Below are 24,466 nucleotides of genomic sequence, written 5' to 3'. Positions count from 1 at the left end.
CGCGGCGCTCGCCTGCGCTTCGATCGCTGCCCCGCTGACCTCGCAGGCGCAGACCGTGAACCCCGGAGCCGGCGCGCTTCCCGCCATGAAGGTCCAGGGCAATGCGCGCTTCGCCTGCGGTGGCATCGGCTCGGACGAATCCGGCGCCATGCGGGCCGCGATGAAGGACCATCCACTGAGCCTGCTGTTCGCGCGTGCCACCGGCGAATACCTGGCCAATGTCGACGTGACCATCAAGGCGGCCGGCGGCGACACCGCGCTCGCCATGCGCGCCTCCGGGCCCGTGTGCCTGGTCGACCTGCCGGCCGGCCGCTACACCGTCGAGGCCAGCACCGAGGGCATGACCAAGAGCCACACGGTGACCGTCGGCCGTGGATCGCAGACGGCCGACTTCCGTTTCTGAACTCAGGCGGCCAGCGCGGTCTCGATGTCGCGCGTCATCGAGGCCGGCGTGTCCACCGGCGCGTATCGCCGGATCACCTGTCCGTCCTTGCCGACCAGGAACTTGGTGAAGTTCCATTTGATGGCCGTGCTGCCCAGCAGGCCGGGGGCTTCCTTGGTGAGCCACTTGTAGAGCGGCGTGGCGCCGGGGCCGTTGACCTCGATCTTTTCCATCATCGGGAAGCTCACGCCATAGTTCTGCACGCAGAAGGCGCCGATCTCCTCGTTGCTGCCCGGGTCCTGGTTGCCGAACTGGTTGGACGGGAAGCCGAGGACCGTCAGCCCCCTGTCGGCGTACTTCTTGTAGAGCGTCTCCAGTCCCTCGAACTGCGGCGTGAAGCCGCATTTGCTGGCCGTGTTGACGATCAGGAGCACCCGGCCCTTGAACTTCGCGAGCGGCACCTGCTGGCCGTCGATCTGCCGGGCCTCGAAGTCGTAGACGCTCGTCATGATGGCTTGTCCTCCAGGATGCGGGAATGCCGATCATCGTCGCCGCCGTTCGTTCGTGCAAACGAGGACCACAGCGCCGCCAGCACGATCAGCGTGCCGCCGGCCCAGACGCGCGCGTCGAGCGCGGCCGCCCCCAGCGCGACCGAGGAGGCGCTGGCGAACAGCACTTCCGAGAGCATGATCACCGCGGTGACGTTGGCCGCCATGCGGGCGGCGCCGTACTGCAGGCAGATGTTGGCGAACACGAAGCCGGTGCCCAGCAGCGCGGCCCAGGGCAGCCAGGCCCCGGCGGCCCCTGCCGCTGGCAGCGGCGTGATCGCGCCGAAGGCCGTGCCCGCCGCGGCGGCCAGGCCTGCCACCCCCGCGCAGCCGCAGAACATGGCGAGCGCGCGCGATTCACCGGGCGCGCCGCGCAGCCGTCGCAGCAGGATGTTGGTGAGCGCGAAGCTGAAGCCTGCGGCCACGCCCAGCCAGTCGGGCAGGCTGGCCGGTACCGGCCAGTCGGTCTCGGGGGTCTTGAGCACCACCGCCACGCCCGCCAGGGCCAGCGCCATGCGCGCCAGGGCCGTGGGCGTGGGGCGCTCGCCAAGAAGCAGCCAGGCCAGCAGCGCGCTCCACAGCGGCATCAGGTAGAACAACAGCACCACGCGCACTACGTCGCCCTGCGTCACCGCCCAGTTGAAGCCGAGGTTCGTGAAGCCGGCCGCCAGCGCCAGCAGGACCAGCCCCGGCCATTGCGCGAAGGCGCGCCAGGCATGGCGGCGCATCCAGCCCATCGCCAGCACGATCACCGCGTAGATCAATGCGGTGGCCCAGACCGGATGCAGGCCATGGCCTTCCATGTGGCGAAAGGGAATCCAGGACACGCCCCAGACAAAGGCGTTGAAGACAAGCGCGAGGGCAGGCAAGGCGGTGGCGGCGACCCGGCCTCAGTGGTGCTTGTCGCTGCGCGCGATGGCAAGGAGGTGTTCCACCTCCTCCGGATAGCGCCGCAGGTTGCTTTCATGCCAGCGCTTGATGAGCCACATGAAGCCCGCCACCACCACGCCGAAGGCGGTGATGGCCGCGTAGGCCGACAGACCGAGCCCCGTGCAGGCGCTGTAGAACGCGCCCAGCACCAGGATGCACGCCTGCTCGTTGAAGTTCTGCACCGCGATCGAGCGCCCTGCACCCATCAGGTTGTGGCCCCGGTGCTGCAGCAGCGCGTTCATCGGCACCACCAGGAAGCCACCCAGGCCCCCCAGCATGATCAGGAAGGGCACCGCGATCCAGATGTTGCCGATGAAGTTCATCCCAATGACCACGATGCCCATGCCGATGCCCAGCGGAATGACGCGCGTCGCCGTGTCCAGCCGCATGCGCATCGAAGCGACCACCGCGCCCACGGCCGTGCCGATCGCGACCACGCCGGTCAGCGAGGAGGCCTGCGCCGTGTTGTAGCCCAGCGCCAGCGAGGCCCAGGCCAGCACGATGTACTTGAGGTTGCCGCCGGCGCCCCAGAACAGCGTGGTGGTGGCCAGCGAGATCTGGCCCAGCTTGTCGCGCCACAGGCGCGAGTTGCAGTGCCAGAAGTCCGGCAGCAGCGCCAGCAGGTTGCGCAGGATGCCCTGCTGCGGGTTGGCGCGCAGCGGCCGCATCTCGACGCCGGTGTCGGGGATGCGCGTGTTGAACCAGGCCGCGATCGCGTAGACGAAGATCAGCGCTGCGATCGCCGCCTCCGGCGGCGTGCTGATGCCGGTGTCGATGACCGGGAAGTCCAGCGCGAGCATGCGGCTCGATAGCGCCTGGCCCACCAGTTGGCCGCCCAGCACGATGCCCAGGATGATGGAGGCGATGGTGAGGCCCTCGATCCACCCGTTGGCCTTGACCAGCTGCGAGGCCGGCAGCAGCTCGGTGAGGATGCCGTACTTGGCCGGCGAATACGCCGCTGCGCCCAGGCCCACCACGGCGTAGGCCAGCAGCGGATGGGTGCCGAACAGCATGATCACGCAGCCGATCACCTTGATCGCGTTGCTGATGAACATGACCCGGCCCTTGGGCATGGAGTCGGCGAAGGCGCCCACCAGCGGCGCCAGCGCCACGTAGAAGATGGTGAAGATCGGCACCAGCGCGGCACGCTGCCACTCGGGCGCACCGCTGGTTCGCATCAGTTCCACCGCCGCAACGAAAAGCGCGTTGTCGGCCAGCGACGAAAAGAACTGGGCCGACATGATCGTGTAGAAACCGCGCTTCATCGAGGGGCAGGCTGGCCAGGGGGGACTGCTGGCAATAGTGGATTTGAGGCCGCGGTACTGGCGGAATGCGCGGTTATAGCATGGGGGTGCAATGTCAAAATGAGGCTACAAGCCCACACCGTACCGGTGTTTTTCCTCATGTACTGAACCGGTTTCACCGTGCCTCGTCCCATCCTCGCCACCATCCACACCGACGCCTTGGCCCGCAACCTCGATCGTGCCCGCCGCGCGGCGGTCGATTCGCGGGTCTGGGCCGTCGTCAAGGCCAATGCCTATGGCCACGGCATCGAGCGCGTGTTCGAGTCCTTCCGGGCGGCCGACGGCTTTGCGCTGCTCGATCTGGCCGAAGCCGAGCGCGTGCGCGCACTGGGGTGGCGCGGTCCGGTGCTGCTGCTGGAGGGCGTCTTCGAGCCGCGCGACCTGGAGCTGTGCTCGCGGCTGGACCTCTGGCACACCGTGCATTGCGACGAGCAGATCGACATGCTGGCGGCCCACAAGACGCAGGTGCCGCAGCGCGTCTTCCTCAAGATGAACTCCGGGATGAACCGCCTGGGCTTCGCGCCCGAGCGCTTCCGCGCCGCCTGGACCCGTCTCGATGCGCTGCCCCAGGTGGACGAGATCTCGCTCATGACCCATTTCAGCGACGCCGATGGCGCGCGCGGCGTGGCCCACCAGCTGGAGGCTTTCGAGCGCGTCACGCGCGACCTGCCGGGCGAGCGCTCGATCGCCAACAGCGCCGCCACCCTGCGCCATGCCGCCGCCACGCGCTGCGACTGGGTGCGTCCCGGCATCCTGCTCTACGGAAGCGCGCCGGACTTCCCCGAGCACGATGCGGCGCACTGGCAACTGCAGCCGACCATGACGCTGTCCACCCGGCTGATCTCGGTGCAGACGCTGCAGGCTGGCGACACCGTCGGTTACGGCTCCCGCTTCACCGCCGAAGGGCCCATGACCATCGGTGTGGCTGCGGTGGGTTACGCGGACGGTTACCCGCGCCATTGCGACACCGGCACGCCGGTGCTGGTCGACGGCGTGCGCACCCGCATGGTGGGACGGGTCAGCATGGACATGATCACCGTCGATCTGACGCCGGTGCCGCAGGCGTGCTTCGGCAGCGAGGTCACGGTGTGGGGGCGGGCCTCCACTGGCACCGTGCTGCCCATCGACGAGGTGGCGAAGGCCGCCGGCACTGTCGGCTACGAGCTCATGTGCGCAGTGGCGCCCCGCGTGCCGGTGACGGTGGACTGACCCAACGCTGGCGCTGTTGAAGACCCTGTCGAACTGGCGTTCCGTGCGCCTCTGGGAAACGCAGGTCGAACGCGACCTGCACCGCCGCCATGACCTGCGATTGCACGGCGTGCTGATCGGGACCTCCACGCTGTTGCTCATGTGGCTGGCGTCCTGGTTGCAGATGAAGGCCGGCGTCGGTTCGCTGGCCCTGCGCTACCTGCTGACGCTGGGCGTGGGTTATCTGGGGTACCTGTGGATCCTGCGGTGGTGGGCCGCGATGCTGATCCGCAGGAACACGCAGTTCAATCCCGACTTGCCGGATCCGCAGATCGCCGACTGGCCCTCGTTCCGCGGCGGCAGTGACACGGCCGTCGAAGGACACGGCATCGCAGACCTGGCCGGCGGTGCGCTGGACGCCGCGGCGGGGGCTGACGAGGGTGCCATCGTGGTGGTGCCGGTGCTCGCCATGTTCGTGGTTGGCACGGCCATCATCTTCGGCGCCGGCGCACTGGTCCTGCTCTACTTCGGCTCGGAGGTCCTGCTCGCCGTGGCGATCGAATTGGCCTTCGGTTATGTCACCGCCACGGCGGCGATGCGCGTGGCGCGCGAGGGCTGGCTGACGGCTGCGGCGCGGCTGACCTGGAAGCCGCTGCTTGGTGCGCTTCTGTGCGCGGTGCTGCTGGGGGTGGCAATGGACCTGTTCATGCCGCAGGTGAATTCGCTGCCCGAGGCGGTGCGCGTGCTGCTGGGGTGGCACTGACCTGCTGCACGCTGTCGCCTGCGCTACCCCGGCGCGTGCAGGCCGGCGCTACGATGCCAGCCCCTCGACCCCCTCAGGAGACAGCCCATGAGCAGCACCCAGAGCAACCGCCAGGTCCGCCTCGCCAAGCGCCCCGAGGGCGCCGCCACCCGTGACAACTGGCAATTCACCACCGAGCCGGTGGGCGAGCCGGCCGAGGGAGGCGTGCTGGTCAAGACCTTGTCGCTCTCGCTCGACCCCGCCATGCGCGGCTGGATGAACGAGGGCAAGAGCTACATCCCGCCGGTGGAGATCGGTGCCGTGATGCGCGCCGGCGGCATCGGCCGCGTGGTGGCCTCGCGCAATCCGGCCTTCGCGGTCGGCGACACCGTGTACGGCACGCTGGGCGTGCAGGAATACATCCTGATTCCGCAGGAAGACATCAAGCGCAACGGCCTCGCCAAGGTGGACCTGCGCGCCGGCACCATCACGCAATGGCTCAACGTGCTGGGCATGCCCGGCATGACGGCCTACTTCGGCCTGATGGACATCGGCGAGCCGAAGCCCGGCGAGACGGTCGTGGTCTCGGGCGCCGCCGGCGCGGTCGGGCAGACCGTGGGCCAGCTCGCGAAGATCAAGGGTTGTCGCGCGATCGGCATCGCAGGCGGCCAGGCCAAGTGCGACTGGGTCGTCAATGAGCTGGGCTTCGACGCCTGCATCGACTACAAGGCCGGCCCCTCCGCCGTGCGCGAGGGCCTGAAGGCCCATTGCCCCAAGGGCATCGACATCTACTTCGACAACGTCGGCGGCGAGATTCTCGACGCCGCCCTGGCCCGCCTCGCGCGCGGCGCGCGCATCGTCATCTGCGGTGCCATCAGCCAGTACAACAACCCCAACAGTGCGCCGGCCCAAGGCCCGAAGAACTACCTGAGCCTGCTGGTGAACCGGGCTCGCATGCAGGGCATGGTGGTGTTCGACTACGCCGACCGCTACCACCTGGCCGTGGCCGAGATGGCGGGCTACCTGAAGGACGGCCGCATGAAGAGCCGCGAGGACGTGGTCGAGGGCCTCGACACCTTTCCCGAAGCGTTGAACAGGCTCTTCAGCGGCCAGAACTTCGGCAAGCTGGTGCTCAAGGTGGCGGACGAATAGGCTTGCCCGAATCGGCTATCCAGGGAGGCATGCATGAAGACATCGAGATGGGGCGACAGCCTCGCCGTCCGCTTGCCGGCTGCGATCGTCACACCCTGGCATTGTTTCGATACCGTCAATACCGAGTTGCCGTCCGCTGTCTTGGTCCGCGCAGCAGCCGTCCGTACGATCGGCGCATGAAATACGAACACCCACGCGCCGAACGCCTGGCCTTGTCGCCTGCAGGCGGTGAAGCCTCGCCCTCGAACACCGAACCGGATCCCTCCCGCGCCGCCGCGAACGACAAGCACCGCGAGGCCGATACGAACCCCGCGGTCTGGGACGACTGGAAGTCGGTGCGGGACGTCGGCTGAGCCGGCCGCCGGTTTCGCGCAGCGTTCAGGCCCTGACGCGCGTGCCCATCAGGGCTGCCGTGATGATGAGGACAGCCGCCACCACGATGGTCCAGCTCAGCGGCCGCTGCGTGACCAGCATCAGCAGCGCCGTCGACGCCAGCGGCGTGATGTAGCTCAGGATGCCGATCTGCCGTGCATCCCCGCGCTTGAGGGCCAGGTCCCAGAGGAAGAAGGCCGCGCCGAGCGGCCCCAGCCCGCACAGGGCGACCAGCAGCCAGTCGCGTGCCGACAGCGTCGCCTGCGGCTCCAGCAGCACGTGGCAAGCGAGGGCCAGCGCGCCGGAGACCAGGCCGAACAGGCCGATCGCACTCGTCGGAAAGGTCGCCACGCGTTTCGTCCACAGCGAGTAGCTGGCCCAGATGAAGGCCGAGCCCAGGGCCGGAACGAAGCCCCAGAAGCCGGGTTCGACCGCGTCGGCCGATGCGCCGCGCGCGCCCAGGATCGCGATGGCCGCCCCCGCGAAGCCCAGCAGGGCCGCCACCAGGTGTGCGGGGCGCAGCGACAGGCCCGGCAGGAGCAGCGGCGCCAGCACCACGATCAGCAGCGGCCACAGGTAGTTGACCAGGTTGACCTCCACCGGGGGCGCATGCCGCAGGGCGGTGAACAGCAGGAAGTGGAAGCCGAAGAGGCCGTAGATGCCCAGTGCCAGCGTGCGCGGGGGCACGGCCCAGGCCTGGCGGTTGCGCAGCACGCGGGGCCAGCTCATGACGCTGCCGATGATCAGCGCGAGTCCGGTGAGCAGGAAGGGTGGCAGGTGGGAGAGCGCGGTGCCCAGCGAGGCCAGCGTGGCCCACAGCGCGATGGCGGCGAGGGCGTAGAGGATGGACGGCATGGCCACGAGCTTAAGGGGCATCGAGCGGCGCGGCCGTCGCGCGATGACGGTGCGTCGTCGCGCGCTGACGGTCCGCGCGGCAGGCTCAGTCGCTTGCGGCGCCGTCCCGGCGCAGCGCGGCCGTGAGCGCGGAGGGCGAGCGGTAGCCGGTGCGGCGGGCGACCTCGGCCACGCTCAGGCCGCTGCTGCGCAGTTGCCGTGCCTGCAGAAGGCGCTGCGCGCGCAGCCAGTGCATGGGGCTCATGCCCTGCTCCTCGCGGCAGCGCTGCGCGAACTGGCTGGGACTGAGGCAGGCGAAGGCGGCGAGATCGGCGATGCCCAGGGGCTGGTGCCAGCGCGCCTGCGCCCAAGCGGCCAGCGCGGCCCAGGCGATGGCGCGTCCGCGCGGCCTCGGCCGGGCCGGTCCCCAGGCTTCCAGCAGCAGCGCCGGGGCATGGTGCAGCGCCAGCGGCGAGGGCGCGGGCGATGCCAGGCATTCGGCGAGGTAGCGCGCCAGCGGCAGCAGGCGCGGCGCATGCGGCCCCTGGCCGGCGAAGGGAGTCCAGAGCGCCAGGGGCGTGTCGAGTACCAGGCAGCGGCTCCCGCCCCGCGATTCGAAGTCGTGCCGGTCGCCCGGCGCAACGACGTGGCCCTCACCGGTGCCCAGGCGCAGGCCACGGCCTTCCACCTCCAACTCGAGCACGCCCTCCAGGCCGACCAGCACCTGGAAGTGTCCATGCGCATGGCTGCCGCGCGAGGCGCCGTAGTGCCGCAGCGATAGCGGTGGCGGCGAGGCCGGGGAGGCGTGGTCAGGCATGGCGGCGGATATTGTCCCCCGCGGGCTCTGCCCGTGTCACGCCGGGCGATGCAGCCGTGCCGGTCAGCCGATGGCCTGGAGCAGGGCCTCCGGGTCCACCGGCTTCACCAAATGCGAGGCAAAGCCGTGCGCCTGGCTGCGCGCCATGTCGCTGCGCTGGCCGTAGCCGGTCATCGCGATCAGGCGGATGTTCCGGGTCGGGTCCAGCCGGCGGATCTGCGTGGCCAGCTCGAAGCCGTCCATCACGGGCAGGCCGATGTCCAGCAATGCGACGTCCACCGGCTGCCGCTGCAGCAGCGCCAGCGCGCTCGGCCCGTCGTGGGCGATGAAGGGCGTGAGGCCGGAGAGCGCGAGCAGTTCGCCCAGGGCCTGGGCGCCATCGACGTTGTCCTCGACCACCAGCACGCGCTTGTGGCCCCCGTCGATGGCCTTCGGCAGGGCCGCCCCATGCTCCTGCGCCGAGGCCGCGAGCGGCAGTCGCAGGGTGAACTCGCTGCCCAGGCCCAGGCCCGGGCTGGCAGCCTCGAGGGTGCCGCCGTGCAAGCGCGTCAGGTTGCGCGCGATGGCCAGGCCGAGCCCGAGGCCACCCTGGGGACGGTGGATGCCCTGCGCGCCCTGCACGAACAGGTCGAAGACGACCTCCAGTTCCTGCTGCGCCATGCCCGCGCCGTTGTCGCGGACGACGAGCACCGCTTCGTCGCCGCTGCGCCGGGCGTGGATCTCGACGCGGCCGCCGGTGTCGGTGTAGCGCCCCGCGTTGACCAGCAGGTTGGCGATCACCTGGCGCAGCCGTGCCTCGTCGGCGAAGACCGGCAGGCCCTGCGCCGGCACGTCCAGCTCCAGCCGGTGCCGTTTGTTCTCCAGGATGGGGCTGGCCGTCTCGATCGCGCCTTCGACCACCGCGCGCAGCTCCAGCGTGGTGCGGCGCAGTTCGAGGCTGCCACGGGCGATGCGCGAGATGTCGAGCAGGTCGTCGACCAGGCGCGCCATGTGCCGGGCCTGCCGCTCGATGATGGCGCGGTTGGGCGAATCGCCGTCCTTCAGCTTCATGACCTGCACGGCGGTGAGGATCGGCGCGAGCGGGTTGCGCAGCTCGTGGCCGAGCATGGCGATGAACTCGTCCTTGGCGCGGTTCGCGGCTTCGGCCGCCTCGCGCGCGAGGGTGGCCTGCCGGTGTACGCGCGCGCGCATGACCTGGACCTCGACCCGGGCGAGCAGCTCGGTGGCCGAGAAGGGCTTGATCAGGTAGTCGTCGGCGCCCTGCTGCAGGCCCGCCACCCGCGCCTCTTCGCCGGCCTGGGCGGACAGCACCAGCACCGGCAGCGACCGCGTGCGCGGGTCGTCGCGCAGCCGCCGAAGAAGGGCGCGGCCATCGATGCCGGGCATCATCATGTCGGTCACCACCAGGTCCGGCAGCCGCTGCGCGATGGTGGCGAGCGCCTCCTGGCCGTCGGCGGCGGTCTCGACGTGCCAGTGCGGGTCCAGCAGCTGGCGGACGTAGTCGCGCATGTCGGGGTTGTCGTCGACCACGAGCACGCGTTCGGGCTTGCGGTGCACCGGCGAGGCCGGTGACTCGTGTGCGGAGCGACGCGCGAGCCAGGTGGTCTCGGCGGCCAGCGCCTCCTCGAGGTAGTTCGATCGCTGCGCGGCAGGGCCCGCGATGTTCGCCTCGGCCTCGGTGGCCACGATGCTCGACGCGGGCAGGTGATCGGTGCCCAGCGGGATCTCCACCGTGAAGCAGGTGCCTTGTCCGGACGTGCTCTCCACGTCGATGCTGCCGCCGTGCAAGCGCACCAGTTCCTTGACCAGCGCCAGCCCGATGCCGGTGCCCTCGTGGGTGCGCGAGCGTGCGCCGTGCACGCGGTGGAAACGGTCGAAGATGTGCGCGATGGCGGAGGGCTCGATGCCCACGCCCGTGTCACGCACCGTAAGCCGGGCGCGCTGGCCCACCTCGGCCACGCGGACCTCGATCTCGCCTTCGAAGGTGAACTTGAAGGCGTTGGACAGCAGGTTGAAAACCACCTTCTCCCACATCTCGCGGTCGACGTAGGCCGGCAGTGGCCTGTCACTGCCGCGCACGACCAGCCGCAGGCCGGCCTGCTCGACCGTGGAACGGAACACCGAGGCCAGCTCCGCGGTGTAGCGCGCCAGGTCGGTGGCGGCATAGCGGCCCTGCACCTGGCCGCCTTCGATGCGGGAGAAGTCGAGCAGGGTGTTGACCAGCTTGCGCAGCCGCAGCCCGTTGCGTTGCACGCGCTCCAGCGGCTCGCGCGCCTCGGCGGGCAGTGCGGCGCGGGCCAGCAGGTCGTCGACCGGGCCGAGCATCAGGGTCAGGGGCGTGCGCAGCTCGTGGCTGACGTTGCTGAAGAACAGGTTCTTGGCCCGGTCCAGCTCGGCCAGCGCCTCGGCGCGCTGCTGCGCCTCCAGCCGCGTGCGCGCGTCGTTGAGTTGCACGGAGAACTGGCTGGCCACCAGGCGCAGGAAGTTGCGGTAGGCGTCGTCGAGTCGCCGCCGGGTGCTGATGCCCAGCGCGAGGGCGCCGATCGGCGCTTCGCCGCCGCGGCCCGCGAGGGGCAGCACCAGCGCCTCCTCGACCGGCTCCGGCCAGGCGCCGTGCAGCTCGCCCCACAGCGACTTCACCTCGTGCGTGAGCGCCTCGCGGCCGGTGTGCTGCACGCGCAGCGCGAAGGCGCGGGCCTGCGCGTCGGCGCCCTGCCCGAGGCCGCTGCCGGGGTGTGGGACGGCCTCGACGCGGCGCAGCTCGTTCGCCCCTTCGCCGGCGAGGTACAGCGTGGCGAAGGACACGTCGTGCCGGCGGGTGCCGAGTGCGGCCAGCATCAGGCGACCGGCGTCGTCGAGACTGCGGGCCTCGACGACGGAGACGCCGGCCAGGTCCTGCAACTGGGCCAGCCGGCGTGCGCTGAGCATGCGCTCGGTCTCTTCCGCCACCACGCACAGCATGCCGGCCACGCGGCCCGACTCCTCGTAGACCGGGCTGTAGGAGAAGGTGTGGAAGGTCTCTTCCTCGTAGCCGCTTCGGCGCAGGAACAGGCGCAGTCCCTCGTCCCAGGTGGCCTCGCCGGTGGCGAGCACGTGCGCGATGCGGGGGCCGGCCGCATCCCAGGCTTCTTCCCAGACCCGGTCGGCCCGCGCGCCGAGCACCCAGTCGCGCTTGATGCCCACCGTGGGCAGGTAGGCATCGTTGCAGAAGAAGATGCCTTCCGGGCCCCAGGCCATCCACATCGCGAAGCGAGAGTCCAGCATGGTCCGGACGGTGGTCTTCAGGCTTTGTGGCCAACCGGCCGGATCGCCCAGCGAGGTGCGCCGCCAGTCGAAGGCGCGCATGCGTGCGCCCATCTCTCCTCCGCCTTTCAGGAATTCCGTGGAAGCGAAGGACATGGAGGGCGGCCGCAGATCGTGATGACGCGGAATTATGGGGGCCTTGTCCCTGGCCCGCGCCCTTGGAAACGCCGGTGTCGCTCTTGTCCGTCAGAGCCGCAGCGCCATCGCCGACACCCCGCACACCAGGAGGAACGGAATCGCGATGCGGTGGAATTCGCGCAGGCCGTGCGGCACCTTCGCCAAACGCAGTGCGATCAGGTTGGCCAGCGAGCCCAGCACGCAGCCGAAGCCGCCCACGCTCACGCCGGCGGCCAGTGCCGGCAGGTCGTGGACGTAGCGGTCCAGCAGGATGGTGGCCGGCACGTTGCTGATGAGCTGCGAGGCGGCGATGGCGGCAAGGTAGGCGCGCCAGCCCTCGCCGATCGGCCACTGCCGCAGCAGCGCGGCCACGGCCGGCAACTCGGCCAGCTGCCGCAGGTCGATGAACATCAGGGCGATGATCAGCAGCAGCGTCCAGTCGATCCCCAGCAGCACGCGCGGGCGCAGCAGCAGGAAGCCGCCGAACACCAGGGCGAGGCCGGCCGGCAGCCAGCGCTGGTCGAGCGCGATCACGAAGCCCACGAAAAGCACGGCCGACAGCGCCAGCAAGCGCGGCTGCGCGGGTGCGGCCTCGCCCGCCGGCTTGAGCTGGATCTCCACGCGCGGCACCAGGAAGCGCACCGCGGCGAAGAGCCAGAACAGCATCACCGCCACGGTGGGCGCCATCATGCCCATGAAGCCGAGGAAGCTCTCGCCCGAGCGGTGCCATAGGTAGAGGTTCTGCGGGTTGCCGATCGGCGTGAGGGCCGAGCCCGCGTTGACGGCCAGCGCCTCCAGCACCACCAGCCGCGCCAGCGGCAGGTGGGCCTGGGCGGCCAGCACCCGCGTGAGCGGCACCAGCAGGAACAGGCTCACGTCGTTGGTGACCAGCGCAGAGAGGCCGGCCGCGGCGGCGACCAGCAAGAGCACCAGGTGGCGCAGCTCGGTGGTCCGCGCCAGCAGCCGCGCGGCCACGGATTGCAACACGCCACTCTTCTCCACCCCCTGCGTGATGGCCAGCAGGCCGGCCAGCGCGCCGATGGTCTGCCAGTCGACCAGCGCCAGGTAGTCCAGCGGCGCGCGCGGGCGCAGCCCGGCGAAGGCGATGGCCACGGCCAGGAGCACCCACAGCAGGCCGTTGCCGCCGCCGTGTTCCGCGCCGGCGTCAGGCGGCGTCGCGTTCACGCAGCTCGCGCTTGAGGACCTTGCCGATGGCGCTGCGGGGCAACTCCTCGATCAGGTGCAGGCGCGCCAGCCGCTGGGTCTTGCCGACCTGCGCATTGGCCCACTGGAGCAGCGCCTCGGCCGGCGTGTCGTCGCCGGCGCGCCGCACGACGAAGGCCACCGGGGTTTCGCCCCATTGTTCGGAGGGCACGCCCACCACCGCGGCCTCGGCCACCGCGGCATGGCCGCGCAGCACGGCTTCGAGGTCGCTCGGGTAGATGTTGAAGCCGCCGCTGATGATCATGTCCTTCTTGCGATCGAACAGGATGAGGAAGCCGTCCTCGTCGAAGCGGCCGACGTCGCCGGTGCGGATGAAGCGCTTGCCGGTGGCGTCGAACCACTCGGCCTCGCGCGTCTTCTCCGGCTGGCCGTGGTAGCCGACCATCATTCCGGCCGAATGGCCCACCACCTCGCCGGCCTCGCCGCGCGGCAGTTCGCGGCCGGCTTCGTCGATCAGCCGGATGTCGCTGCCCTCGGCCGGCCGGCCCACGGTGTGCAGCTTGTCCGGGTGCAGGTGGGCATCCAGGATGCAGGTGCCGCCGCCCTCGGTCATGCCGTAGAACTCGACCAGGCCGCCGGGCCAGCGCTTCAGCACGTCGGCCTTGAGCGCGGCCCCGAAAGGCGCACTGGTGCTGAACTTGAAGCGGAAGCTCGAGAGGTCGTGGCGGTCGAAGTCCGGGTGCGCCATCAGGCGCTGGTATTGCACCGGCACCAGCATCGTGTGCGTCACGCGGTGGCGCTCGGCCAGCGCGAGGTAGGCGGCCGCGTCGAACTTCGGCATCAGCAGCACGCAGCCACCGTAGGCCAGGGTGGGGAAGAACACCACCAGCGTGGTGTTGGAGTACAGCGGCGTCGACAGCAGCGTGACCGTCTCCGGGCCGTATGCATACGTCGCGCCCCGGCGCACGTGCGCCCAGCGCATGCCGTGGCCCTGCACGATGCCCTTGGGCTCGCCGGTGGTGCCGGAGGAATAGATGATGTTGAAGGGCCAGGACGCCTGCGGCTCGACCGCTTGGGGGCGCGTGCCAGCCGGTGTGAGCCAGGCCTCGAAGCCCGATCCGGCTGCGCTGCCGTCGAGGGCTACGCGCGGGATCGTGCCTTCGGCGGGGGGACCGAACAACTGGGCGGTCGTGGCATCGAGGAAGAGCAGGCGGGCCTGGGCGTCCTCGGTCATGCGGGCCAGGCTGGCCGGCGTGGCGCTGGGTGCCAGCGGGGCGACCGCGATGCCGGCACGCAGCGCGCCCAGGAACAGCGCCGCGTAGCGCGTACCGGAGGTGGCGCAGACCGCGATCGCGTCGCCCGCGCGCAGGCCGTCGCGTTGCAGCGCCGCGGCGACGCGGTCCATCAGTGCGTCGAGCGCGCCGTAGTCGAGTCGAAGGTCGGGGTCGGCCAGCGCGGGCCGCGCCGGCGCTTCCTGGGCATGCAGCCTGATCAGGTCGGCGATGACGCCGAACTCGCGGGCCATCGCTGCTTCGGTCGGGCTCACCATGGGCGGCGCCTTCCCGATACGGGGTCTGTCATCGCTAAGTCTCCGGAGGCGGCCGCAGCACCGCGGCCAGCGCTCATTATTGATGAGCGGCAGGCCCCGGCAGTGGCTGAAAGCGCGTCCTGCTCCTCGCTGGGTGGCGCTGCGTCAGCGGTCGGTTTCCCGGTACCAGTAGGTTCTCTTGCGGATGTTCTTGGTGGGGATGACCGGCTTCTGCGCGCCGAGGCCGGAGCGGCCGTCCGCGCCGGAGCCGCCGCCGCCGCCGATCAGGAAAGGCAGTTGGCGATCCACGCCACCGACCTTGACCGTGACGATGCCGAACACGGGGGACGGGACCAGCCCGCCGCCATCCAGAAGTGTGAAGCGCGAGGCGCCGGTGAGGAAGTTGACCGAATAGCTGCGCGCGGCGCCGAGGTTCGCCTGGCAGGAGGTGGTGCTGGGAACGATCGGCTGATGGGTGCCGAAGTAGACCTGTCCGCCGACGGTGGTCGGCGCGTTCACGCCCTTTTCTCCGGCGCCGGCCAGGGTGACGTAGAAGCCGCCCAGCGAGCCGTCGTACGCAGCGGTGTTGCTGGCGTTGAACAGCGACGTCGGCGCGACGTCGGCCGTGCTGCTGCTGTCGTCGCGCACCGGTGCCCAACCGCTCGCGCTCATGCCGACCTTGGTGTCCTTGATCATGTAGAAGCGGTTCACGACGTTGCGGGACTGGTGGGTGATGAGCGGATGCTCCCGGTCGCCCGTGATGTCGAGCACCACGTCGTAGGTCTTGGTCAGCACCACGTCCGGTGGGAAGAAGAACTTGCGCCGCGTGCCGCCGCTGCCGCCCAGGGCGGCCAGGTGGGTGGCCTGCCAGGTGCTCACGTCGCCGCTGCCGGTGGGCTGCAGGTCCACGCGCCAGAGGTTGCCGCCGGTGTCGGCGGCATAGAGCCGGTCGATGAGGCCGTCGAAGTCGCGGTCCACCAGGGTGATGTCGGCGGGGATCGAATAGGTCATGTCGGCGAGCCGGCACGGGTTGCCGGTGCAGCCGCTGCCGCTGCCGCCCGGGCCCGCCTGCCAGACGACGTCCCCCGTCACCGCGTCGACGACGAAGATGCCCCGGCCCATGGTGTCGGGGCTGGGTGGCTCGAGGTCTTCGTTGGTGTCGTAGCCGGCACCGAAGATCAGCACGGGATTGGTGTGGCCCTTGATCATCGCCACCTTGGGTTGCGACCAGGTCTGGCCGAGCTCCGAGAAGCCGCTGTGGGTGTTGCTGCGCTTCCACATGAACTTGGGGTTCGTCGGGTCGCTCACGTCGATCGCGTAGAGCAGGCGTCCGCCGCGGCGCGCGGACAGGAAGATGTACGCCTTGCCCGTGGCGCTGTTCTGGTAGACGCTGGGCGCGCCGTCGAAGAAGTAGGTCTTCGCGCTGCCGGTGGCGAGGCTGCCCAGCTTCAGGCTGGGGCTGTTCTGGTAGAGCCGCTGCAGGCCCGGGTAGAACTCCTGCGGCACGAAGCTCCACAGCTCGCCGCCGGGCGGCACATTGATGTTGGCGCCGGTGGCGTCTTTCATCGCGATGGCGCAAGTCGACGACACCGTGCAGTGGCCCATGGGCTTGGTGCTGTCGGTGGGATTGTTCGGCTGGTTGCCGTTGACGGCACGGAACATTCCGTCGTTGGCGCCGTAGAACACCACCACGCCGGTGGTGCCGCCGTAGTTGATCACCGCGGGCCGCGAATGCAGCACGTCGCCGTGGACGGAGCCGCGGATCGTGATGCTCGCGTCGGGCGGCGTGCTTCCTTCCCGGCCCGCCGCCGCGTCGCCGGCCGCGTACGTGTCCTGCCCGCGCACCCAGTTGATCAGGTTGGGGGCAGTGATGGTGCCGGAACTGATGCCCAGGGCCGTGGACGTGAGGTCCGCGTTGCCGACCTTGAAGGGCATGCCGCTCAGCGCGGCGCCAGTGCTGCAACTCGTGCCGAGGCAGGTGAACACGTTGCGCGCAGTGGTGGCGGTGGCCGTGGCGGTGGTCGTCGCGCTGGCCGGGTAGCTGTTGGTGAGGTGCCTGAGGCGGATCTGCTGCGCGACGCCGCCCTTCTCGACCACCTGGCCGTCCGCCCAGTCGTAGCCGTCGCTGGCGCCCTGGGCCTTGAACGCATTGAGCCAGAAGCCGCCCTGGGAATCGGGCAGCGTGCCGGCCGACTTGGAGGTCCAGAAGCTCACCGCCGAGGGTGAGATGAAGCCGGTGCCCGCGGCGCTCAGCGCGCGGTTGGCATTGGTGCCGGCCGAGTAGTTGCCCCAGGAGGCATCGGCCAGGAAGAGCTGCGGCGCCGACGGGTCGGTGATGTCGACGCCGAACTGGTACTGCTTGAGGTTGCCCATCCAGCGCGGGTTGACGTCGGGGTCGGGCCGGAACATGCCCATGTAGATCTGGTTCAGGTAGGTGCCTTGCGTGTTGGCGCTCACCGGCAGTACCGGGGCGGCGAACACGCTGTTGACCGCCTGCACGTCGGAGAAGACCTTGCCGATGGCGTCCACCAGGCCCTGGACGTCGCCGAGGCGGACCACGAAGTATTGCCCGCCGCCCTGGTTGGCCATGCTGACCATGAGCTGTTCGTAGTCCGGGTTGCTGCCGTCGCTCAGGATGATGGTGTACGTGGTGATGCCGGGGTAGGTGATCGACAGATTCGGCGAACTGCCGGTGTACATGAAGTTCGCCCACTCGTCGGAGTAGTCGCTGCGGTACTTGGCCGAGGCCGTGGCGTTGGGCGCGATGGGCGACTTCCACTTCGGCAAGCTCAATTGCGCCGGCGGCGCGCTCTGGCCTTGGGCGGCCGCCAGCGCGTTGGCGCCCAGGTTGCCGCCGTCCTGCGGCTTCTGGTTGTTGGTCGCGAGCGTGATGTAGAGGACGAAGTTCCTGCCGCAGGCCTGCTGGTTCGTCAGTCCCGGGTAGCGGGTGCCCGACAGGCCGGTCTTGCCGTGATAGAAGGCCCAGGCTTCCTGCATCGCCTGCGCGATCTGGTTGTTGTTGCCCTTGTCGCTGCTCAGACTGAGCGCCTCGATGCGGCGCAGCATCTTCCCCACGCCCTTGCTGTTGTCGTTGGCGGTGCCGTCCATGAGCAGCAGCGAACCCGGCGCCGGCGATGCTTGTGGAAGGACGAAGGTACCCCCGTCGGTGGGGCCCCCCGGGAAGTACATCAGGCCCAGGTTGATGTTGCCGTTGAGGGCCGCGTTGGTTCCGATGGCCGACACCGCCTGGTGCAGGCCGCATTGCTCGAAGCCCAGGTTCTTGGCGGGATCGTTGACCGTCATGGTCGAGCAGGTGAAGCTCGAACTCGCGCTGGCCGCCGCCGCGTTGTCCAGGACGATCAGCATGTTCGGGGCGCCGCCGGTGGTGGTGCCCTGGTAGATGTCGATGTCCTCGGCCTGCGCGGTGGCGCCGGCCAGCGCCAGAACGGCCGCGGCGCCCAGTCGGAAAAGATGAAGGGGGCACATGGCGCTTGTTCCTGCTTTGGATGGATCAGCACGCGGCGCCGACGGCCACGCGCACGGCAATGCCCTGATGCACGGTGGGGGCCGGCTCGCTGGCGGGCGGGGTGGCGGTCGCGTTGACTTCCCAGTTCGAGTTGGAGCACAGCGAGTTGCCGCTCGCGCCCGAGCCGACGATGCCGGTGTTCTGCGCGGCACCGCTGGCGTAGCAGGGCTGGTCGTCGGCGTTGGCGGCATCCAGCTCGCTCAGCTTGATGGCCTTGATGCCGGTGCACACCGGTGCCGGCACGCTGACCGTGTAGGCCGCGACGGCTTGCCCGTTGTCGATCGTCAAGGTGGCCGGCGTGGGCAGCGCGGTGAAGTCGCTGCTGATCGTCTTCTCGATCGCCTGCAGCGCCGCGGCGTCGGCCTCCTTCTGCGTCTGCATGTTGCCGACCAGCTTGGTGTTGACGTTGACTGCCTTGATGGACGAGGTCACGATCAGCGTGATCAGCGCCAGGAAGATCATCGCGACCAGCAAGGTGGCGCCCGCCTGCCTGCGCGGCGTCGCGCCGCGCCCGATGCGCTGGACGCACTTCATGGTGTTTCCCTCTGGCCGGCGCTGTTGTAGAGGCGCGCAACCGTGCTGTAGACGTGCCGCTTGATGTTGTCGTTGAAGGGGCCGGCCGTCGGCGTGGCCAGGCCCATGGCGTAGGTGCGGGCGTCGGTCCAGCCGCCGCTGCCGGCGGTGTTGCGGGCCAGCACGTGCAGGCGCACGGCCATCACGTTGGCCCAGTTGGTCAAGGCGACCGTCCAGTCGTAGGGCGGCGTCGTCTGCGGGCACACGGCGGGGGCGATCTGCGCGGCCGGCGGGCTGTCCGGGTTGCTCGTGTAGCAGTCCGGGGAGCCGTTGCCGTCGATGTCGATGCCGTAGTCGATCTGCAGGTTCTCGATGCCTTCGACCAGGGGCGTGATCTTGATCCCGCCGCCGATGTACTCGGCCATCTTCAGCGTGGGGATGTCGTCGTTGCCGCAGTCGTTGCAGGTGCTCACGAAGTACACGCGCTGCACGACCTTGCGCAGCGGCGCGGGGTTGCTCGACAGGCAGTTCTTCTGCATCAGCGGGTAGCTCGAGCTCGCCCCGCCGCTCGCGACCGCGAAGGGCAGCGTGTCGGTGGCGCAGGTGGAGACCTGCAGGTAGGCCTCGGACGCGGCGGCCGAGGCCAGGTTCACGGCGTTGGTGCTGACGCGCGTGACGACCAGCATGGCGGTGCCCGTCATGACGTTGGTGATGCACGCCGGCGTACTGCTCAGCCCGTAGACCGGCAAGGGAACGGTCGACGTGCCCGGAGCCGTCATCGCGTGGTAGCCGAGCGCGGCGACGTTCGCGGGGCAGGGCACGGGTGCCACCGCGGAGAAGGCGGTGCTCGACGACGCACCGACGAAGCCGGCCATCTGGATGTCTTCGGCCAGCAACTGGAGCGCGTAGCGGCCGTTCTCGATCTGGCGCCCGGTCTTGTCGAGTTCGGAGCGCGAGTTCACGGTCGAGACCAGCAGGCTGATCAGGCCGATCATCAGAAACAGGCTGAGCACGATGGCCACCATCAGCTCCACCAGCGTGAAGCCGCGGTTGCGATGCCGTGGGCGGGAGTGCGTGCGCGTGCTCATGGTCATGACAGCGACCCGATCCGGACCTTGGTGCTGACCACGCGGTGCAGCGTTTCGTCGCCGTAGGCGCCGCTCCCGCAGGAAAACGCGGTGCTGCCGTCGGCGAGCTTGGGCGCCACCGTCTTGTGCAGGCCTTGCCACGACACGGCGACCAGGTAGACCTTGTCGACGGCGTCGTCGAGGGTCACGCAGCCGACGGCGCCGATCATCGCGCCGAGCTTGGTGCCCGACTGCGTCTCGGCCTGGCCGCTGATCAGGTCCTTCCAGGCGGCGAGGTCGGCCGCGGCCTGCGTCTGCTCCTGCAGGCTGCCGGTGGTGCAGGCGGGCAGGGTGGTGGTGCTCGCGCTCAATGTCACGCCGGTGCTGCCGTTGGAATAGCAGTTCGCGACCTTGCGGTTCGCGTTCAGGCGATCGGCCATGTCCTGGACCAGCTGCAGGGCCTTGATGCGCTGGTAGGCCTCCATCTCCGCCAGGTTGGCGCGGCTGCTCACGCCGGCCAGGCCGAGCAGGCCGAACAGCAGGATCACGATCGTGACCAGGACCTCGATCAGCGCGATGCCGAGCGCACCACGGGTGGGGGCGCCGCCGCGGCGCACGATGCGATGCGTACAGGTCGGGGAACACCGTGGAGCCGGCTTTGCGGGGCCACCGGTGTTGCCCCCGGTGAGGGGATTGGCGGACCGCGCGAAGTGGGGGAGCCTGGTGGAGCACGTCATTCAGCAGGCTCCCATGCTGCTGCTCGGCAGGCCGCTCAGGCCGATGGAGATGCAGCGCGCGCTGACACCCGGCGTCGTGGAGGCGGGCGCAATGGTGAACTTGGTGCCGGTGGTCAGGGTGCGGCCGTCCTTGCCGTAGGTGATGACGCCCAGGCCGCTCGAGTCGCTGATGGAGAGGCCCTTGAAGCCTTCCTGGCTGTGGAAGATGCGGGCACCTTCCTCCACGGTCCACCCGCCGTTCCACGAAGTGCCGGCCTTCTTCAGATCGACGCTGCGGCTGCGTGTCACGGCCTCGCTGCGCGCCAGCGTGAGGGCGGCCATCAGGTCGAAGGAGACATTGCGGATGCGCTGATTCGCGACGAAGGTGCGGAACGACGGCGCCGCGAGGGTCGCGAGCAGAACCATGACGGTGACCACCGTGACGAGCTCGATCAGGGTGAAGCCGCGCATGCGGCGCCGGGGGGGGCGGGGGGCTACCAGCATCCTGCGACTCCGCTGGTGCCGGACGCGCTCTTCACGCCCGCCTCGTCGATGGCGAGGGTCCCGCAGGCCGTGTCGCCTGCCAATTGGCTTCCGATGGGTGTGGCCGTGACCGTGAACCCTGGCAAGGCCGCTCCCGTCTTGGGAGCCGTGGTGATGGTGTAGTTGGACTGCACGGTCGACGGCACGGTCCAGTTCAGGGCGGCGAGGTTCGCGGCGTAGCTGCGTGCATCCAACAAATGGCGCTGCTGCAGGTTGCTCAGCTCGAGCATGGCGCCCTGGGCCGCGCTTCGGTTGGAACGAACGATGTAGCGGGTGTACGAGGGATAGGCGACAGCGGCCAGGATCGCGACGACGGCCACCGTGATCATCAGTTCGATCAAGGTGAAGCCGCGCGACGGAAGTCGCACGGCGCCGCAGCGCGCAGCCCAGCGGGGGTGGTCGGGAGGACTCGAGAAGTAGACGGGTAACGGGCACATCGCTGTGGTCCTTTCGCGAGTCCGGCGCTCTCGCGAATCTTTACAAACGTATCCCCATGTTACACATGGGAAAAAATCACATCGATCTGCCCTGCGTTTTGGGCGGCGTTTTCGGCACAAATTCACGCCGGCGTGCGAGCTTCTGCAACACCGCATGTCGGCAACCGAGATGGAAAGTATTCGTTTGCTTGCGCGAAGCGTCTCAGCCAGCGTGCGAGCTCGCGCGCGAACAGCCGCGCCCCGTGCGGTGGACGAGGCCGCGCATCGTGTCAGGACTTGCAGCGGCGCTGCGTCGGCAGACTCCATCTGCCGCGCTGCCGGCGACGATAGGCTCAGCGGCCTGCCTGGAGATCGCCCAGGACGTGCCCGGCCTGCTGGTCGGCGTGGTAGCTGCTGCGCACCATCGCGCCCACCGCGGCGTGGCTGAAGCCCATCTTGTAGGCCTCTTCCTCGAACATCCTGAAGGTGTCGGGATGCACGTAGCGGCGCACCGGCAGGTGGCTGTTGCTCGGCGCGAGGTACTGGCCGATGGTCAGCATGTCGATGTCGTGCGCGCGCATGTCGCGCATGACCTGGAGGATCTCCTCATCGGTCTCGCCCAGGCCGACCATGATGCCGCTCTTGGTCGGCACATTCGGGTGCAGCGCCTTGAACTTCTTCAGCAGGTTGAGGCTGAACTGGTAGTCGCTGCCGGGCCGTGCTTCTTTGTAGAGACGGGGAATGGTCTCGAGGTTGTGGTTCATCACGTCCGGCGGGGCGGCCTTGAGGATCTCGAGTGCGCGATCGTCGCGGCCGCGGAAATCGGGCACCAGGATCTCGATCTGGGTCTGCGGCGAGAGTTCGCGCGTATGGCGGATGCAGTCCACGAAGTGCTGGCTGCCGCCGTCGCGCAGGTCGTCGCGGTCCACGCTCGTGATGACCACGTACTTCAGGCGCAACTTCGCGATGGTCTTCGCGAGGTTGACCGGCTCGTCCTTGTCCAGCGGGTCCGGGCGGCCGTGGCCCACGTCGCAGAAGGGGCAGCGCCGCGTGCACTTGTCGCCCATGATCATGAAGGTTGCCGTGCCCTTGCCGAAGCACTCGCCGATGTTGGGGCAGGAGGCCTCTTCGCAGACCGTGTGCAGGTTGCTTTCGCGCAGGATCTGCTTGATTTCGTAGAAGCGGGTGCTGGGGCTGCCGGCCTTGACGCGGATCCACTCGGGCTTCTTGAGCACCTCGCCCTGGACCACCTTGACCGGGATCCGGGAGAGCTTGGCCGCGGCCTTCTGCTTGGCCAGCGGGTTGTAGGTGTCGGCGCCTTGGGCGTCGCGGACGACTTCGGTGGTGCTCATGACAGTGGGTGGGGCGTGGGGGGTGTTCAGGGTGCGAGGTAGACGGCGAGCTTGGCTGCCAATACCTGCGCGGCCTCGTCCCAGCTTGTCTGGACGCCGATTGTAGAAAGATCGACCGTTTTCAGGCCAGCGTAGCCGCAAGGGTCGATGCGTGTGAAGGGCTCCAGGTCCATCGCCACGTTCAGCGCCACGCCATGGTAGGTGCAGTGGCGGCTGATCTTGATGCCCAGCGCGGCGATCTTGCCCAGGCCCCGGAAGGGGTCGGCCGGGTGGGTCGGGCCGGTCAGCGCCGCATGGGAAAACGGATCATCCAGTCGTACATAAATGCCGGGGGCGCCCCCCACGCGGTGGCCGGTGACGCCGAAATGCGCCAGCGTGCGGATCACCGACTCTTCGATCCGGTAGACGTATTCCTTGACGTAGTAGCCGGCCCGCCGGAGGTCGATCAACGGATACGCCACCACCTGGCCTGGGCCGTGGTAGGTGACCTGGCCGCCGCGGTCGGCCTGGATGACGGGGATCGCGCCCGGGGCCAGCACATGGCCGGCGCGGCCGGCCAGGCCCTGCGTGTAGACGGGCGGATGCTCGCACAGCCAGAGCAGGTCGGGCGATTCCGGCGTGCGCCCCTGCGTCAGCCGCTGCATCGCGGCGAAGGTGGGCAGGTAGTCGACCCGGCCGAGCCAGTCGACATCGAGCGTCACAGCACCACCTTGACCATCGGATGCGCGGTCAGCGCGCGGTAGATGTCGTCCAGTTGCTCGCGGCTGGTGGCAGTCACGGTGATGGTCACGCCCAGGTATTTGCCGCCCGAACTGGGACGCAGCTCGACGGTGGTGGCATCGAAAGCCGGGTCGAAGCGCTCGGCGATCTGGGTGATCGCATGCACGAAGCCGTCGACCTTCGCGCCCATCACCTTGATCGGAAACTGGGAGGGGTACTCGATCAGCGAGTCCTTGCGCGCGTCGATGGGCGCGTCGATCGGCCTGGCTGCCGGGACGCTCACCGGGGCGAGGCCTTGTTCCTGCGCGCTGCGCGCCTTGGCGCGCTGATAGCCCGCATCGATGGCCCGATACACCGGCCCGACGCGGCCGCTGCCAATGGGCCGGCCGTCGAGCGTGACCACGGGCTGCACTTCCTTGCTGGCCGACGAAATCAACAGCTCGTCGGCGCCGAAGACCTCCTCGCGACCGATGCGGCGCAGCGTGAAGGGGATGCCGGCCTCGGCGCAGATGCGCTCGATCACGTTGAAGCGGATACCGGCGAGCACGAGCTCGTCCTTCAAGGGACCGGAGACCACGCCATCCTTCACCACCCAGACATTGCTGGAGGATGCTTCGCTGAGCCAGTCGCCGCGGAACATGATGGTCTCGGCCGCGCCGGCCTCCACGCTGATCTGCCTGGCGAGCACGGCGCCCACCAGGCTGGTGGTCTTGATGTGCGCCTTCTGCCAACGGAAGTCGTATGCGCTCACGCAGGCGACGCCATCGGTACGCACCGCGTCGGGCATCTCCTTCAGCGGGTTGAGCATCATGAACACGGTGGGCGTCAGCCCCGCCGGCATCGCATGCTCGCGCGGTGCGACGCCCCGCGTGACCTGGATGTAGATGCCCTGCATGCCGGCGCGCTCGGCCGCCGGACTGGCCGCGATCAGCCGCTTGGCGATGTCCAGCCATTCGACGTGCGACAGCGGATTGGACACGCGCAGCTCGGCCAGCGAGCGGTCGAGGCGGGCCATGTGTTCCTCGAAACAGAAGGGGGCGCCGCCATAGACCGGCACCACTTCGTACACGCCGTCGCCGAAGATGAAACCGCGGTCGAGCACGCTGATGCGCGCGTCGCGAAGGGGCGTGTACTCGCCGTCCAGGTAGCAGAGGGAGCCCGGAAGGGCATCGATGATCGGGTGCATGCGGGATTATGGTGGGGGCGTCGGCCTGCTTTCCAATGCGTCTCGC

General features: G+C 69.3%; 22 protein-coding genes and 1 pseudogene. 5 read left to right on the top strand and 18 right to left on the bottom strand.

Annotated elements, in window-relative coordinates; translation table 11 throughout:
* The first annotated feature begins 55 nt into the window (after positions 1–55).
* Positions 56–403, top strand: a complete 348-nt coding sequence (locus ABEA07_RS26790) for a peptidase associated/transthyretin-like domain-containing protein (protein ID WP_345541729.1) — start codon at positions 56–58, stop codon at positions 401–403.
* A gap of 2 nt (positions 404–405) precedes the next feature.
* Here ABEA07_RS26790 and ABEA07_RS26785 read toward each other — a convergent pair whose 3' ends face one another.
* The 3 genes from ABEA07_RS26785 to lplT are packed head-to-tail and all read right to left on the bottom strand — an operon-like array spanning position 406 to position 3,125.
* The gene (locus tag ABEA07_RS26785) at positions 406–891 is read right to left on the bottom strand and encodes a glutathione peroxidase (protein WP_345541727.1); all 486 of its coding nucleotides are present in this window, start codon (positions 889–891) and stop codon (positions 406–408) included.
* Positions 888–1,799 (bottom strand): DMT family transporter, encoded by a 912-nt coding sequence (locus ABEA07_RS26780; RefSeq protein WP_345541725.1) that lies wholly within the window; start codon positions 1,797–1,799, stop codon positions 888–890. Before ABEA07_RS26780 ends, ABEA07_RS26785 begins: the two co-directional genes overlap by 4 nt.
* A 21-nt stretch (positions 1,800–1,820) precedes the next feature.
* On the bottom strand, positions 1,821–3,125 hold the full coding sequence (gene lplT / locus ABEA07_RS26775; protein ID WP_345541724.1) for a lysophospholipid transporter LplT: 1,305 nt from the start codon (positions 3,123–3,125) through the stop codon (positions 1,821–1,823).
* A gap of 159 nt (positions 3,126–3,284) precedes the next feature.
* Between lplT and alr the strand changes: the two genes are divergently transcribed.
* From alr to ABEA07_RS26755, 4 genes are all read left to right on the top strand, one after another.
* Positions 3,285–4,373 carry an alanine racemase gene (alr, locus tag ABEA07_RS26770; protein ID WP_345541722.1) on the top strand — a complete coding sequence of 363 codons (1,089 nt, stop codon included), beginning with the start codon at positions 3,285–3,287 and terminating at the stop codon, positions 4,371–4,373.
* Between the two features lie 16 nt (positions 4,374–4,389).
* Positions 4,390–5,115 (top strand): hypothetical protein, encoded by a 726-nt coding sequence (locus tag ABEA07_RS26765; RefSeq protein ID WP_345541721.1) that lies wholly within the window; start codon positions 4,390–4,392, stop codon positions 5,113–5,115.
* Positions 5,116–5,202: 87 nt separating this feature from the next.
* The gene (locus ABEA07_RS26760; RefSeq protein WP_345541719.1) at positions 5,203–6,246 is read left to right on the top strand and encodes an NADP-dependent oxidoreductase; all 1,044 of its coding nucleotides are present in this window, start codon (positions 5,203–5,205) and stop codon (positions 6,244–6,246) included.
* 176 nt (positions 6,247–6,422) lie between these two features.
* Positions 6,423–6,599, top strand: coding sequence for a hypothetical protein (locus ABEA07_RS26755; RefSeq protein ID WP_345541718.1), 177 nt, complete (start codon positions 6,423–6,425; stop codon positions 6,597–6,599).
* 25 nt (positions 6,600–6,624) lie between these two features.
* Here the strand turns inward: ABEA07_RS26755 and ABEA07_RS26750 are convergent, their stop codons facing one another.
* From ABEA07_RS26750 to ABEA07_RS26680, 15 genes and pseudogenes are all read right to left on the bottom strand, one after another.
* A complete protein-coding gene (locus ABEA07_RS26750) occupies positions 6,625–7,473 on the bottom strand; it encodes a DMT family transporter (RefSeq protein WP_345542210.1) in 849 nt (282 codons plus the stop codon).
* Positions 7,474–7,558: 85 nt separating this feature from the next.
* Positions 7,559–8,269 carry an AraC family transcriptional regulator gene (locus ABEA07_RS26745; RefSeq protein ID WP_345541716.1) on the bottom strand — a complete coding sequence of 237 codons (711 nt, stop codon included), beginning with the start codon at positions 8,267–8,269 and terminating at the stop codon, positions 7,559–7,561.
* A 63-nt stretch (positions 8,270–8,332) separates the two neighbouring features.
* The gene (locus tag ABEA07_RS26740) at positions 8,333–11,668 is read right to left on the bottom strand and encodes an ATP-binding protein (protein WP_345541714.1); all 3,336 of its coding nucleotides are present in this window, start codon (positions 11,666–11,668) and stop codon (positions 8,333–8,335) included.
* Positions 11,669–11,758: 90 nt separating this feature from the next.
* Positions 11,759–12,874 (bottom strand): SLC13 family permease, encoded by a 1,116-nt coding sequence (locus ABEA07_RS26735; protein ID WP_345541712.1) that lies wholly within the window; start codon positions 12,872–12,874, stop codon positions 11,759–11,761.
* Positions 12,855–14,378, bottom strand: a complete 1,524-nt coding sequence (locus tag ABEA07_RS26730; RefSeq protein WP_345542209.1) for a class I adenylate-forming enzyme family protein — start codon at positions 14,376–14,378, stop codon at positions 12,855–12,857. Before ABEA07_RS26730 ends, ABEA07_RS26735 begins: the two co-directional genes overlap by 20 nt.
* A gap of 168 nt (positions 14,379–14,546) precedes the next feature.
* The gene (locus ABEA07_RS26725) at positions 14,547–17,867 is read right to left on the bottom strand and encodes a pilus assembly protein (protein ID WP_345541711.1); all 3,321 of its coding nucleotides are present in this window, start codon (positions 17,865–17,867) and stop codon (positions 14,547–14,549) included.
* Positions 17,868–17,892: 25 nt separating this feature from the next.
* Complete coding sequence (locus tag ABEA07_RS26720) at positions 17,893–18,441, bottom strand: pilus assembly PilX family protein (RefSeq protein ID WP_345541710.1); 549 nt, start codon at positions 18,439–18,441, stop codon at positions 17,893–17,895.
* Positions 18,438–19,514: a PilW family protein gene (locus tag ABEA07_RS26715; RefSeq protein WP_345541709.1), complete on the bottom strand. Its 1,077-nt coding sequence runs from the start codon at positions 19,512–19,514 to the stop codon at positions 18,438–18,440. Before ABEA07_RS26715 ends, ABEA07_RS26720 begins: the two co-directional genes overlap by 4 nt.
* The gene (gene pilV / locus ABEA07_RS26710; RefSeq protein WP_345541707.1) at positions 19,511–20,104 is read right to left on the bottom strand and encodes a type IV pilus modification protein PilV; all 594 of its coding nucleotides are present in this window, start codon (positions 20,102–20,104) and stop codon (positions 19,511–19,513) included. The genes ABEA07_RS26715 and pilV overlap by 4 nt, the downstream gene beginning before the upstream one ends.
* 120 nt (positions 20,105–20,224) lie before the next feature.
* Positions 20,225–20,707 (bottom strand): GspH/FimT family pseudopilin, encoded by a 483-nt coding sequence (locus tag ABEA07_RS26705; protein ID WP_345541705.1) that lies wholly within the window; start codon positions 20,705–20,707, stop codon positions 20,225–20,227.
* Entirely contained in the window at positions 20,698–21,183 is a 486-nt protein-coding gene (locus ABEA07_RS26700) for a type IV pilin protein (RefSeq protein ID WP_345541703.1), read from the bottom strand. Before ABEA07_RS26700 ends, ABEA07_RS26705 begins: the two co-directional genes overlap by 10 nt.
* 332 nt (positions 21,184–21,515) lie before the next feature.
* A complete protein-coding gene (gene lipA, locus ABEA07_RS26695) occupies positions 21,516–22,514 on the bottom strand; it encodes a lipoyl synthase (protein ID WP_345541701.1) in 999 nt (332 codons plus the stop codon).
* Between the two features lie 26 nt (positions 22,515–22,540).
* Positions 22,541–23,215, bottom strand: coding sequence for a lipoyl(octanoyl) transferase LipB (gene lipB, locus ABEA07_RS26690; protein WP_345541699.1), 675 nt, complete (start codon positions 23,213–23,215; stop codon positions 22,541–22,543).
* A complete protein-coding gene (locus tag ABEA07_RS26685) occupies positions 23,212–23,424 on the bottom strand; it encodes a YbeD family protein (protein ID WP_345542208.1) in 213 nt (70 codons plus the stop codon). The genes lipB and ABEA07_RS26685 overlap by 4 nt, the downstream gene beginning before the upstream one ends.
* A gap of 102 nt (positions 23,425–23,526) precedes the next feature.
* Positions 23,527–24,420 (bottom strand): annotated as a pseudogene (locus ABEA07_RS26680) (aminotransferase class IV); the annotation flags it as partial.
* Positions 24,421–24,466 lie beyond the last annotated feature (46 nt).

Source organism: Variovorax defluvii (assembly GCF_039541515.1).
GTDB classification, from domain to species: Bacteria; Pseudomonadota; Gammaproteobacteria; order Burkholderiales; family Burkholderiaceae_C; genus Variovorax; species Variovorax defluvii.
The sequence above is the reverse complement of the archived record's forward strand: the minus strand, read 5'-3'. Positions and strand labels throughout refer to the sequence as shown.

Excerpts from the sequence above, each read along its gene's own strand:
- ABEA07_RS26785 (WP_345541727.1), bottom strand. The coding sequence starts at position 891 with ATGACGAGCGTCTACGACTTCGAGGCCCGGCAGATCGACGGCCAGCAG.
- lplT (WP_345541724.1), bottom strand. The coding sequence starts at position 3,125 with ATGAAGCGCGGTTTCTACACGATCATGTCGGCCCAGTTCTTTTCGTCG.
- ABEA07_RS26760 (WP_345541719.1), top strand. The coding sequence starts at position 5,203 with ATGAGCAGCACCCAGAGCAACCGCCAGGTCCGCCTCGCCAAGCGCCCC.
- ABEA07_RS26755 (WP_345541718.1), top strand. The coding sequence starts at position 6,423 with ATGAAATACGAACACCCACGCGCCGAACGCCTGGCCTTGTCGCCTGCA.
- ABEA07_RS26750 (WP_345542210.1), bottom strand. The coding sequence starts at position 7,473 with ATGCCGTCCATCCTCTACGCCCTCGCCGCCATCGCGCTGTGGGCCACG.
- ABEA07_RS26745 (WP_345541716.1), bottom strand. The coding sequence starts at position 8,269 with ATGCCTGACCACGCCTCCCCGGCCTCGCCGCCACCGCTATCGCTGCGG.
- ABEA07_RS26740 (WP_345541714.1), bottom strand. The coding sequence starts at position 11,668 with ATGTCCTTCGCTTCCACGGAATTCCTGAAAGGCGGAGGAGAGATGGGC.
- ABEA07_RS26730 (WP_345542209.1), bottom strand. The coding sequence starts at position 14,378 with ATGGCCCGCGAGTTCGGCGTCATCGCCGACCTGATCAGGCTGCATGCC.
- ABEA07_RS26725 (WP_345541711.1), bottom strand. The coding sequence starts at position 17,867 with ATGTGCCCCCTTCATCTTTTCCGACTGGGCGCCGCGGCCGTTCTGGCG.
- ABEA07_RS26720 (WP_345541710.1), bottom strand. The coding sequence starts at position 18,441 with ATGAAGTGCGTCCAGCGCATCGGGCGCGGCGCGACGCCGCGCAGGCAG.
- ABEA07_RS26715 (WP_345541709.1), bottom strand. The coding sequence starts at position 19,514 with ATGACCATGAGCACGCGCACGCACTCCCGCCCACGGCATCGCAACCGC.
- ABEA07_RS26705 (WP_345541705.1), bottom strand. The coding sequence starts at position 20,707 with ATGCTGGTAGCCCCCCGCCCCCCCCGGCGCCGCATGCGCGGCTTCACC.
- ABEA07_RS26700 (WP_345541703.1), bottom strand. The coding sequence starts at position 21,183 with ATGTGCCCGTTACCCGTCTACTTCTCGAGTCCTCCCGACCACCCCCGC.
- lipA (WP_345541701.1), bottom strand. The coding sequence starts at position 22,514 with ATGAGCACCACCGAAGTCGTCCGCGACGCCCAAGGCGCCGACACCTAC.
- ABEA07_RS26685 (WP_345542208.1), bottom strand. The coding sequence starts at position 23,424 with ATGGGCGCGAAGGTCGACGGCTTCGTGCATGCGATCACCCAGATCGCC.